At 69.1% G+C, this 11,801-nt stretch carries 10 protein-coding genes; 4 read left to right on the top strand and 6 right to left on the bottom strand.

Features of this window, described 5'->3' with window-relative positions:
• Positions 1-24 precede the first annotated feature (24 nt).
• Positions 25-186, top strand: a complete 162-nt coding sequence (locus GRI75_RS02455) for a DUF1674 domain-containing protein (protein ID WP_160745331.1) — start codon at positions 25-27, stop codon at positions 184-186.
• A gap of 119 nt (positions 187-305) precedes the next feature.
• On the opposite strand, the gene hemH is transcribed toward GRI75_RS02455, so the two are convergent.
• The 3 genes from hemH to GRI75_RS02440 are packed head-to-tail and all read right to left on the bottom strand — an operon-like array spanning position 306 to position 4,579.
• Positions 306-1,340: a ferrochelatase gene (gene hemH / locus GRI75_RS02450; RefSeq protein ID WP_160745330.1), complete on the bottom strand. Its 1,035-nt coding sequence runs from the start codon at positions 1,338-1,340 to the stop codon at positions 306-308.
• Positions 1,337-3,610, bottom strand: coding sequence for a xanthine dehydrogenase family protein molybdopterin-binding subunit (locus tag GRI75_RS02445; protein ID WP_160745329.1), 2,274 nt, complete (start codon positions 3,608-3,610; stop codon positions 1,337-1,339). The genes hemH and GRI75_RS02445 overlap by 4 nt, the downstream gene beginning before the upstream one ends.
• Before the next feature lie 3 nt (positions 3,611-3,613).
• Complete coding sequence (locus tag GRI75_RS02440; protein WP_160745328.1) at positions 3,614-4,579, bottom strand: Mrp/NBP35 family ATP-binding protein; 966 nt, start codon at positions 4,577-4,579, stop codon at positions 3,614-3,616.
• Positions 4,580-4,669: 90 nt separating this feature from the next.
• Here GRI75_RS02440 and hflK point away from each other — a divergent pair, with 90 nt between their 5' ends.
• The 3 genes from hflK to GRI75_RS02425 all read left to right on the top strand — a co-directional run bounded on the left by hflK (position 4,670) and on the right by GRI75_RS02425 (position 8,282).
• A complete protein-coding gene (gene hflK / locus GRI75_RS02435; RefSeq protein ID WP_235911124.1) occupies positions 4,670-5,824 on the top strand; it encodes a protease modulator HflK in 1,155 nt (384 codons plus the stop codon).
• A gap of 1 nt (position 5,825) precedes the next feature.
• Positions 5,826-6,668, top strand: a complete 843-nt coding sequence (gene hflC / locus GRI75_RS02430) for a protease modulator HflC (protein ID WP_160745327.1) — start codon at positions 5,826-5,828, stop codon at positions 6,666-6,668.
• 102 nt (positions 6,669-6,770) lie between these two features.
• Positions 6,771-8,282 (top strand): Do family serine endopeptidase, encoded by a 1,512-nt coding sequence (locus GRI75_RS02425; RefSeq protein WP_328597917.1) that lies wholly within the window; start codon positions 6,771-6,773, stop codon positions 8,280-8,282.
• A gap of 58 nt (positions 8,283-8,340) precedes the next feature.
• Here GRI75_RS02425 and GRI75_RS02420 read toward each other — a convergent pair whose 3' ends face one another.
• The 3 genes from GRI75_RS02420 to GRI75_RS02410 all read right to left on the bottom strand — a co-directional run bounded on the left by GRI75_RS02420 (position 8,341) and on the right by GRI75_RS02410 (position 11,770).
• Entirely contained in the window at positions 8,341-10,512 is a 2,172-nt protein-coding gene (locus GRI75_RS02420) for a transglycosylase domain-containing protein (RefSeq protein WP_160745326.1), read from the bottom strand.
• A gap of 105 nt (positions 10,513-10,617) precedes the next feature.
• Positions 10,618-11,019, bottom strand: coding sequence for a peptide-methionine (R)-S-oxide reductase MsrB (gene msrB / locus GRI75_RS02415; protein ID WP_160745325.1), 402 nt, complete (start codon positions 11,017-11,019; stop codon positions 10,618-10,620).
• A 79-nt stretch (positions 11,020-11,098) separates the two neighbouring features.
• On the bottom strand, positions 11,099-11,770 hold the full coding sequence (locus tag GRI75_RS02410) for a glutathione S-transferase family protein (protein ID WP_160745525.1): 672 nt from the start codon (positions 11,768-11,770) through the stop codon (positions 11,099-11,101).
• Positions 11,771-11,801 lie beyond the last annotated feature (31 nt).

The raw sequence follows: 11,801 nt of genomic DNA, 5'->3' as shown, positions 1-11,801 counted from the left end.
CGCCAGCCGTCCCATCTTGCCGCCATGAGCAATCGCGCAACCCAGCGGCCGAAAGAGTTCCGGAAACCCGCGCACTGGAGCGACGCTCCCCCGCCCGAGCCGCAGGCCGGCGGCGACGCGGACGAGGAGCTGAGCCCGACCCGCTACGGCGACTGGGTCAAGAACGGCATCGCGATCGACTTCTAAGGCGGCGCCTCTGGCAGGATCGGCTGAATCCCTCTCTACCCGTCATGCTGAACTTGGTTCAGCATCCATGCTTCGGCCGCTGCGGCGGCGCGGGCGGAGAGATGGGCCCTGAAACGCGTTCAGGGTGACGGAGTGGTCCACCCGGCCAGCTCGCGCCGGACCAGCGCTTCGAGCATGTCCATCCCCGCCTTGCCGGCGTTGAGGCAGGACAAGGTGGCGAACTTCTCCCCGCCCGCTTCGAGGAACTGCTCGCGCCCGCGGATCGCCAGCTCTTCCAGCGTCTCGAGGCAATCGGCGGAGAACCCTGGTGCGGCGATCGCCAGGCGGCGGGTGCCCGCGCTCGCTTCCTGAGCCAGCACCACATCCGTCGCCGGTTCGAGCCACTTGGCCCGGCCGAAGCGGCTCTGGAACGTCGTCACGAAGCGCAAGCCCGGGCGCGCCATCGCAGCTTCGAGCAAGCGCGCGGTCTTGCGGCAGTGGCAATGGTACGGATCGCCGAGGCGCAGGGTCCGCTCCGGCATGCCGTGGAAGCTCAGCAGCAGGACTTGCGGATCGAACTCGAGCGCATCGAGCTGCGCGCCGAGGTCCTCCGCGAGGGCTGCGATGTAGGCCGGGTCGTCGTGGTAGGGAGGCAGGGTGCGCAAAGTCGGCTGCCAGCGCATCGCCCGCAGCGCGTCGGCCGCCTTGTCGACCACCGTGGCGGTCGTCGCCGCGCAATACTGCGGGTAGAGCGGCGCGAGCAGGATGCGTTCGCAGCCCGCGTCCATCAGCGTCTGCAGCTCGGCGGCGATCTCCGGCCGGCCATAGCGCATCGCATGGGCGACCTTGATCCCGCTGCCGAGCCGCTCCTGCAGCTTGACCGCCTGCTCCGCGGTGATCGCCGCGAGCGGCGATCCGGCGTCGGTCCAGACTTGCCGGTAGGCGTGGGCGCTCTTCTTCGGCCGGGTGGTGAGGACGATGCCGCGCAGGATGGGCTGCCAGGCGATCGCCGGGATCTCGACCACGCGCCGGTCCGACAGGAACTCGGCTAGATAGCGCCGCACCGACATGGCATCGGGCGCATCGGGCGTCCCCAGGTTGACCAGCAGCACGCCGATGCCACCGCTGTTCACCGCCGGGTGGCCGGCGGGCGGATCCTGTTTCTGCCAGGTCATAATCCGTCCGATAGCAGCGGCAGGCGGCGCAGGCGAAGCCCGGTTGCGGAAAACAGCGCATTGGCCACGGCCGGGGCGACCGGCGGAACGCCGATCTCGCCGGGATCGAAGGCTTCGGCATCGCTGTCGATCAGGTCGATCACGATCTCGGGCGAGTCCTCCAGCGACGGCAGCCCCAGCGCGCCGAGCCGCCCGCTCAGCGGCAGGCCGCGTTCGTATTCGGCGGCGGAACCCAGGGCCAGGCCGAGTCCGAAGATCAGTCCGCCCTCGATCTGCTGCAGGGCGATATCGCGGTTGACCACCCGGCCGATATCGACCGCGGCGGCAAGCCTGCTCACCCGCACCCCACCTTCGCCCGTGGCGGCGGTGGCGACGAGAGCGATCCGCCCGCCCGTCTCGGCGTCTCCCATCCTGTGGCAGGCGATGCCCTGCCCGCTGGCGTCGCCGCCCCCGCCCCAGGCGCCGAGCCGGGCGGCGCGCTGCAGGCATTGGGCCAGGCGCACGTCCTGCCCGAGCATCGCCATGCGGAAGGCGAGCGGCTCCTGGCCGTTGCGATGCGCCACCTCGTCGATGAAGCTTTCGACCATGAAGGCGGTATAGCCGTGAGCATTGCCGCGCATCCGGCCGGTCAGCAGGCCGATCCGCACCGGCACGTGATCGACCGCCACGTTGGGAATGGCATAAGGCGGCATCAGCCCTTCGAGCGCCATCGGGTCGGCCTCGCCTTCCGCACCGTCGATCGCAGCCCAGGTGGTGTCGTTGTCGAACAGCCGCCGCCCGAACTCCAGGGTCGAAGGCGGCATGGCGAGCCGGGCGCGGAAGGTGTCGATATAACCGCCCTCCCCCAGGCGCGCGGACAGCACGGCGGCGACCGGCGGGCGCGGGCGCACCATCAGTTGCTCCTGCCAGCGTGACCAGACCAGTTGCACCGGCCTCCCCGCCTCGCGGGCGATCAGCGCGGCCTCGATCGCGTGCTCGTGCTCCAGCCGCCGGTCGAAGCTGCCGCCGGCCGGCATGGGATAGAGCACCACGTCGGAGAGCGAGAGCCCGAGCGCCTTCGCCGCCGCGCGCCGCGCCGCCTCCGGCGCCTGGCTGGCGAGCCACAGTTCCAGTCGGCCGTTCTCCAGCCGCGCGGTGCAACTTGCGGTTTCGATCGTTCCGTGCACCGCCGGGGCGACATCGTAGCGCAGCGCCAGATCCGGCTTCGCCATGGCGGAATCGCCCTCTCCCCGCTCCGCAACCCGCTGCGGCTCGCCGCGGCGGACACCGTCGTCGAGTGCCTCGGCGATGCGCGCGCTGCTCAGCGGATTGGCCAGGCGGAAGCGCGGGGCCATCGCAGTGACCGCCTGCTCGGCCGCCCACCAGTTCTCCGCCACAGCGGCGAGCCAACGCTTGCCCTTGACCACTGCGATCAGGCCCTGCTGCCCGGCAGCCGCGGGCGCATCGAAGCTCGACAGCTCCGCCCGGTCGATCGGGCCGTGGCGGATCGCTGCGTAGGCCATGTTCGGCAGGCGAACGTCGCCGGCGAACAGGTAGCTGCCATCCACCTTGGAGGGCAGGTCAAGCCGCGGGAACGCCGTCTGCAGGGCGTCCTCGGCCGGGAAGTCCGCCGCCTTCTCGGCCGGCGGCTGGGGGCGCAGTGGCGGCGGATCGGGCGGATCGTGCTCGGCCGCCTCGCGCGCCAACGCACCGAAGCTCAGGGCCTTGCCGTCGTGCCTGACGAAACCCTCGCTGGTCTCGCACGCCTCCCACTCCACGCCCCAGCGCTCCGCCGCGGCCATGCACAGCATCGCCCGGGCAGCCGCGGCAGCCTCGCGGCAGGGCAGCTCGTAAGCGGCGAGCGTCGTGCCTTCGGCGGTCGCGGTGAACGCTTCGTCCTCGGCCCATCGGCGCAGCAGGAGGTCGTCCGGCTCGTCCGCGAGCGCGGGGATGGGTGGACGCCAGAGCGGCGACCAGCGGGCGGCCAGCGGGTAATTGGCATAAGCGCCGCTCACCGGCGCGGGGACGGCAGCGACCTGGCGCCAGTCCGCGCCCAGTTCCGTCGCGACGATCTGTGGCAGGAGTGTGGTGACGCCCTGCCCCATCTCGAGCTGCGGCACGGCGACGGCGACGACCCCATCCTCGCCGATCGTCAGCCAGGCGCCGAACGCCGCCTCCCCCTGCCCCACCGGCAGCGGCGGCCGGTATCTGCGCGGGAATAGCGCCCATGCGACCAGCAGCCCGCCCCCGGCCGCGCCGCCGACAAGCAGCCCCCGGCGGGAGAAGCGCATGCGTCAGCCGCCCTCGCGGTCCAGCCAGGCGGAAAGCCCTTCGGCCACCGTGGTGAACGCCTGTCCGTGCGGCTGGTTATTGGCCGCCGGCGGCTGCCCAATGTCGCTGTCGATCCGGATGGCCATCGCCAGCGGTATGCGGCCGAGGAAATCCTCGCCCAGCGCCCGCGCCGCCGCTTCGGCCCCGCCGGAACCGAACGGGTCGGAGATCTCCCCGCAGTGGGGGCACACGTAGCCGGCCATGTTCTCGACCAGTCCGACGATCGGCACTTGCGCCTGGCGGAACAGGTCGATCGCGCGGGTGGCGTCGATCAGCGCCAGGTCCTGCGGGGTGGTGACGATCACCGCGCCCGCGGGGCGGAACTTCTGCAGCATCGTCAGCTGCACGTCGCCGGTGCCGGGCGGGAGGTCGGCCAGCAGGATCTCGGTATCGCCCCAGTCCGCTTCGATCATCTGCCCCAGCGCACTGCCGACCATCGGCCCGCGCCAGGCGATCGCCTTTCCCGGCTCGATCAGCTGGCCCATGCTGAGCAGCTTGACGCCGAACTCGCTCTCCACCGGGATCAGCGTCTTCTCGCGTGCCTGCGGCTTCATGCTCGAGGCGTTAAGCAGCATCGGCTGCGAAGGGCCGTAGATATCGGCATCGACCACCCCGACCTTGCGGCCCATCCGCGCCAGCGCCACCGCCAGGTTGGCGGTCAGCGTCGATTTGCCGACGCCGCCCTTGCCCGACCCGACCGCGATGATGCGCCGCGTGACCTTGTCGGCCATCAGCGCCACCCGCGCCGTCTCCACGCCTTCGACCCGCTCCACCCGCTCGCGGATCGCCGCTTCGAGTGCTTCCGCGTCGCGTCGCGAAAGCCCGGTGGCGTCGACCACCAGCGTCGCCGCCTTGTCCTTCAGCGTTACCGATTTTACCCGCCCGACCGCCTGGGTGGGCAGTGCTTCCCTGATCGCCTGCTCGTTCATGGGGCCCCCGCTAGCGCACCTGCCGCCCACGTGCAGCGAAAACTTGGGCCAGCCCCTGTTTTTCCCCGGCTCCGTACTTATAAGGGTGGCATGGAAAGACTGGGCGGGTTCAAGCAGAAGATTACGCTGGCAATGGCCGGCAAGCGCAGCCCCTGGGGCAAGCCTTCACCTGATGGCGGCGGTGAGAGCGGCGGCGGCGACGGTCCTTCTTCCGAGGATCCGCCGAAAGGTCCGCGCAATCCCTGGCTGCCCGGCGGCGGCGGCGGCAGTGGCGGCGACGAGCCGCCGCGGCGTTCCGCCAAGATCGAAGACATCTTCCGCCAGCGCGGTCCGGAAGGCCCGCGCCGCGGCGGCGGGCCCGGTGGGCCGAATTTCCGTTTCCCGCAGCGCCCCGGCGGCAAGAGCTGGTTCCCGCTGGCGATCGGCGCCATTGCGGTGGTCTGGCTGGGCTTCTCGATGATCCACCAGGTCGGGCCCAAGGAACAGGGCATCGTCACCGTGCTCGGGAAGTACTCCCGCACGATGACCCCGGGCCTGAATTACTCGCTGCCCTGGCCGATCGAGCAGGTCGCCGTGACCGACGTGACCTCGATCCGTTCGGAGAACATCCCCGGCGGCACCGAGGAGAAGCTGATCCTCACCGGCGACCAGAACCTGGTCGATCTCAGCTACCTCGTCCGCTGGAACATCAAGGACCTGAAGCAGTACCGCTTCCAACTCGCCGAGCCCGACGAGACGATTCGCGAAGTCGCTGAGGCGGCGATGCGCTCGTCCGTGGCCGAGCACGAGCTCGACCAGGTCCTCTCCGGCGCCGGCCGCGCCGCGATCGAGGAACGCGTGCGCACCCGCATGCAGCAGATCCTCGACACCTACCGGGCCGGCATCGCCGTGCAGGGCGTCGAGATCGACCGGACCGACCCGCCTTCGCGCGTGGTGGAAGCGTTCAAGGACGTTTCGGCCGCGCAGCAGGATGCCGATGCCGAGCTGAACCGGGCAGAGGCCTACCGCCAGCAGATCCTCGCCCGCGCGCAGGGCGATGCCGCCTCGTTCGACAAGATCTACGCCGAGTACGCTTTGGCGCCGGAAGTGACCCGCCGGCGGCTCTACTACGAGACCATGGAAAGCGTGTTGAGCAAGACCGACAAGACCGTCGTGGAGACGGGCAACGTGACGCCGTACTTGCCGCTCCCCGAAGTGCGCCGCCGTGCGCAGCAGCCTGCGCAGCCGCCTGTGGGGGGCCAATAACATGAACAACGTGTGGGAACGGCACAAGCTGCCGCTCATCGTCGCCGCCGCGCTGCTCGTGGCCCTGCTGTCGAGCATGGTCGTCGTGCCGGAAACGCAGCAGGGCGTGGTCGTGCGCACGGGTGAGCCGGTGCGGGTGATCAACCAGTTCCGGCCGAACGTGCCTTATGGCGAGACGGGCGCCGGGCTGGCCCTGCGCATCCCGTTCTTCGAGCGGGTGCAGCATGTCGACCGGCGTGTTCTAGACCTCGACATGGAGCGCCAGCAGGTGCTCTCCAACGACCAGCAGCGGCTGCAGGTCGATGCCTATGCCCGCTTCCGGATCATCGATCCGGTCGCAATGGTGCGCAACGCCGGCACGGAGGACAACCTGCGCAGCCAGCTTACGCCGATCCTCAACTCGGTGCTGCGGCAGGAACTCGGCCGGCGCAGCTTCGCCAGCCTGCTGACCGCCGAGCGCGGCACGGCGATGTCCAACATCCGCGACGCGCTCGACCAGCAGGCGCGCCAGTACGGCGCCCAGGTCATCGACGTTCGCATCAAGCGCGCCGACCTGCCCGACGGCACTCCGCTCGAGGCCGCCTACCGCCGCATGCAGACCGACCGCGAGCAGGAAGCGGCGGCCATTCGCGCCGGCGGCCAGCGCGATGCGCAGGTCATCCGCGCAGAGGCGGATGCCGAAGCCGCCCGCATCTATGCCACGGCTTATGGCAAGGACCCGGAATTCTACGACTTCTACCGGGCGATGGAGAGCTACCGGCGGACGTTCGAGAACGGCGATGCCGAAAGCTCGATCATCCTGTCGCCGGACAACGAGTACTTGCGCCAGTTCCGCGGGCGCTGACGGCATTAAACTCGGGTTCAGCCGGCAGAAGCTGAATCGCGGGAAGTTTCCCCAGGGGCGCCCAGGCACCCCACAAGAGAGGATAAAGAGGACGTGAAGCCAGTGCGCTACTCTTACGCTATCACCTCGGCCCTGTTGCTGGGCGGAGCCACCGTGTCGCTCGTCACCGGCAATCCCGCGGGCGCCCAGGTCGCACAGAACGACGACAGCGAAATCGCCCGCGTGGCGCCGCGTCCCGGCGCCCCCGGCAGCTTCGCCGAACTGACTGCGCAGCTGCAGCCGGCGGTCGTCAACATCTCCACCCGCCAGCGAATCCAGGTGAACACCAATCCCTTCGCGGGCACCCCGTTCGCCGACCTGTTCGGCGGCGGGCAGCCGGCGACGCGCGAAGCGCAGTCGCTTGGTTCGGGCTTCATCATCTCGGCCGACGGATACGTGGTGACCAACAACCACGTCGTCACCGCCGACGGTCGCGGGAGAGTCGAGGAAATCACCGTCACGACGCCCGACGGCACCGAATATCCTGCCGAACTCGTCGGCACCGACGCCGCTTCCGACCTTGCGGTGCTGAAGATCTCGCGCCGCGAAGCCTTCCCCTTCGTCCACTTCGGCGATTCCGCGGAAGCCCGCGTGGGCGACTGGGTGATCGCCATCGGCAACCCGTTCGGCCTGGGCGGCACCGTCACCGCCGGCATCGTCTCGGCAGTGGTGCGCAGCACCGGCATGGGCGGGGCGTACGACCGCTACATCCAGACCGACGCGAGCATCAACCGGGGCAACTCGGGCGGCCCGCTGTTCGACATGGAAGGGAACGTGATCGGCATCAACAACGCGATCTTCTCGCCGACCGGCGGCAGCGTGGGCATCGGCTTCGCCATCCCCGCCGAGATCGCCGAGCCGATCGTCAAGAAACTGATCGCAGGCGAGGAGATCCAGCGCGGCTATCTGGGCGTGCGCATCCAGCAGATGACCGAGGACCTTGCGGCGGCGCTGGGCATCCCGGAAAACCGCGGCGAGTTCGTCCAGGCGGTCGAGCCGGGCGAAGCGGCCGACAAGGCCGGCCTCCGGGCAGGCGACGTCGTGCTGCAGGTCGACGGCAAGGACGTCACCCGCGACCAGACGCTGTCCTTCATCGTGGCCAACATCGCGCCCGGAACGCGCGTCCCGCTCCTGGTCCTGCGCGACGGCCAGCGCGTCACTCTGAACGCCACCGTCGGGCGGCGGCCGAGCGAGGATCAACTGCAGCAGCAGTTCTTCGATCCCAACGCCGAGCAGGACCAGCCGATGCCGCAAGGCAACACCGGATCGGGCATGCTCGAACAGTCGCTGGGCGTTCGCGCCATTCCGCTGACGCCGCAGATCGCGCGCCAGCTAGGCCTGGGCGAAAGCACTCGCGGCGTGGTGGTGACCGACGTCGATCCCAATGCCGACGCGGCCCAGAAGGGCCTGCAGCGGGGTACTGTGATCCTCTCCGCCAACGGCGCCGCGATCAGCTCGCCGCAAGAGCTGGAGAACGTCATCCGCACCGCCAAGGCTGCCGGCCGGCCGGCGGTTCTGCTGCGGGTTCAGGCCCGCGGCGGACCGCCTTTGTCCATCGCGGTCCGGCTGCGCTGAGGATACCAATTCGAAGGGGCGGTCCCGTACGGGCCGCCCCTCTTCTTCCCGACTACGCTTACGGTTGAAAGCCACCTTGCGGCGGAGCAGCACCCGGAGCTCCCCGACGGCGCGCGCCCGGCTCGGGCGATACCGCCCCACCTGTAGCGCGTTCGAGGAAATCGTCGCTCGCGGCCGGCGGTCCGGCCGCCGCCGGCAGGTCGCCCGGTTCCGGCCGACGCTGCGGCAGCACGCCCTCGTCCGGCGGGAACGGCATGCCACGGCGCTCGTCCGGTCCCGGCGGCGGGACCAGGTTGCCCTCTTCGTCCATGAAGTAATACTCTTCCGGATCGCCGAACAGGACCTCGTCGTCGGGCTCCAGCTGCCACTCCGGCAACTGCAGATCGGTGTCGAACTGCTCCACCGGCCGATCCTTCACCGCATGCCGCATATAGGCGGCGAAGGCCCGCGCGGGCGCGGTGCCGCCCTGCAGGCCGGGCACGGCCCTGGCGTCGTCACGCCCCATCCACACGCCGGTGGTGATGCCGCTGGAGAAGCCGAGGAACCAGCCGTCCTTGTTGGAGCTGGTGGTGCCCGTTTTGCCGGCGACCGGCCGGCCGATCTGCGCCGCCCGGCCGGTGCCGGTGTTGACCGCCGTCTGCAGCAGGTCGGTCATCCCCGCGGCGACATAGTCCGGCACGAGCTGCGTGCTGCGCGCCGCCTCGTGCTCGTAGAGCACTTCCCCGGAGGTCGTCGCCACCTTAAGAATGCCATAAGGCTCGATCGAGCGCCCCCCGGCCGAGACCGCCGCGAAAGCCCGGGTCATGTCGAGCAGCCGGGTTTCGGAACTGCCCAGCACCATGGAAGGATATGTCGAAATCGGCGTCGTGATGCCGAAGCGCCGCGCCATCGAAGCGACCGTGCCGAAGCCCACTTCGTTGCCGAGCTGAGCGGCGACGGTGTTGATCGAATAGGCGAAGGCCGTGCGGACGTCGATTTCGCCGACGTTCCGGCCGTTCGAGTTGCGCGGGCTCCACCCATCGATCGTCACCGGCACGTCGACCACGCGGTCGTCGGGCGTATAGCCGGCTTCGAGTGCGGCCAGGTACACGAACAGCTTCCACGCCGAGCCGGGCTGGCGGACGGCCTCGGTCGCGCGGTTGTAGTTCGATTTCACATAGTCGGTCCCACCGACCAGGGCGAGGATCCCTCCGTCGCGGTCCATGCTGACCAGCGCGCCTTGCGTGCCGGCGGGGGCATTGGCTGTGACCGCCGCAGTGGCGGCGCGCTGCATGCTCAGGTCGATCGTGGTCCAGACTTCGATCGGTTCGGAGCTGTCGTAGGGCAGCAGCACGTCGAGCTGGGGAAGCGCCCAGTCGGTGAAGTAGCGGATCGAGTTCTGCCCTTCCTCCGGCTTGAGCTTGACCGCCGACACGTCGACCGCGGCTGCCTCCCCCGGATCGAGCGCGCCGTATTTGCGCATCTGCTCGATCACGACGTTGGCGCGGGAGACTGCCGCATCGACGTCGGCCGTGGGCGAATAGTGGCTCGGCGCCTTGACCAGCCCGGCGATGATCGCCGCCTCGGCCGTCGACAGCTCGGTCGCCGGATGGCTGAAGAACTTGCGGCTGGCGGAATCGATGCCGTAGGCCCCGCCGCCGAAGTAGACTTTGTTGAGGTAGAGCTCGAGGATCTGCTCCTTGGAGAACTTCGCCTCCAGCGCCAGCGCCAGCACCGCCTCGCGCAGCTTGCGGTCGACGGTCCGGTTGGAGTTCAAGAAGATGTTGCGGGCGAGCTGCTGGGTGATCGTGGAGGTTGCACCGAGCCGCTCGTCGCCGGTCGCCCAGACATAGATGGCGCGCGCCAGGCCGATCGCGTCGATCCCGAAGTGGGAGTAGTAGCGGCGATCCTCAACCGAGATCATCGCGTCCTTCATCACTTGCGGGATATCATCCGAGTAAAGCCATTCGCCGTAGCTCGGCCCGAGGCTGACGATCTCGCTGCCGTCGCGGGCGCGGACGATGATCATCTGGCCCTGCTGGCTGCTCATCAGCGCCGAATAGCCGGGCATCGAGCGCGCGGCGAAGAACACCGCGCAAGCCAGCGCGAACGCCCCGAGCACCGCCAGGCCGCTGCCCCATACCAGCAGTCGCCGCAGCCACAGGCGAAAGCCCGTCGGGCCCGCCGGCTTGGTTTGCCGCCGCTTCTGGCTGTTCCGGTTGTTGGAGCCCGTGCCCCGCTTAGTCGCCATCTGATCCCGTCAGTCGTGAATGGGCGCGTCCCGTCGCCCGTTAGTCAGCGCCGCCGTGCATAGAGCAACCGGAACGCTGCGTTAACGCCCTGCCGGGTTTTCGTTTCAATCATCCTGCGGCTTGAACGCAAGCGCCGCGCTGTTGACGCAATAGCGCAGCCCTTCCGGCCCGGGTCCGTCCGGGAAAACGTGGCCCAGGTGCCCTTCGCAGCGCGCGCAGACCACTTCGGTCCGCACCATTCCGTGCGACATGTCGCGGTGCTCCTCGACCGCACCATCCTCGGCCGGGCGGGTGAAGCTCGGCCAGCCGGAGCCGGAATCGTACTTGTCGTCGCTTTCGAACAGCGGCTGTCCGCACCCGGCGCAGACGTACTCGCCCGGCGCCTTGTTCTTCTCGTACTCCCCGGTGAAGGCCCGTTCGGTGCCCTTCTGCCGCAGGATCGCGTACTGTTCCGGCGTCAGCCGTTCGCGCCATTCGGCATCGGTGAGTTCGATCTTATCGGGCATGAGAGCTCTCCTTCGCTCGAATATGGGATGTGCAGGCGCATGGGCAACCTTCACGCGTCCGCGCCCCTGCGAGCCTCGATCAACTGTTCGGATCGGCGTACCCGGCAGGAACGGGGATCCCTTCCATCTTCTCGTTCAGCAGCGGGCGGAAGCTCGGGCGGCTTTTCATCACGCGATACCAGGCGTGCGCCTCTTCGTGGCCCGACCAGTCGATCCCGCCGAGATAGTCGGCCACCGAGATCTGCGCCGCGGCGGCGAAATCCGCCAGGCTCATCTGCGCGCCCGCCAGCCAGCGGCGGTTGTCGATCAGCCAGTCGATATAGTCGAGGTGCTCGTGCGCCAGGCGCATCGCCTCGCGCAGCGTCTTGGAATCCGGCGGGCTTCGCAGCACGAGCCGCTTCTTCATCCGCTCGTTGAGCATTGGATGAGTGACTTCGTCGAAGAACTGCTCGTCGAACAGCGCCACCAGCCGGCGGATCTCCGCCCGCCCGGCCGCCGTGCCGAGGATCAGCGGCGACTTGTCGACCGTTTCCTCCAGGTATTCGCAGATCGCTTGGCTGTCGATCAGGGTGATCCGCTTGTCCGGCTCCCGCAACACGGGCGTGCGGCCGGCGGGATTGAGCGCATAGAACGCGTCGGTCCCTTCCCAGGGATTTTCACGCTGCAGCTCGAACTGGATTCCCTTCTCGGCGAGAGCGAGACGGACCTTGCGGCTGAACGGGCACAGGGGGAAACAATGCAGTTGCCACATGGCTTCCCGCATTGCCGCAAGGCGCGCGATG

The sequence above is a fragment of the Croceibacterium soli genome (genome assembly GCF_009828065.1).
GTDB lineage: Bacteria > Pseudomonadota > Alphaproteobacteria > Sphingomonadales > Sphingomonadaceae > Croceibacterium_B > Croceibacterium_B soli.
This window is presented reverse-complemented; position numbering and strand designations above follow the sequence as displayed.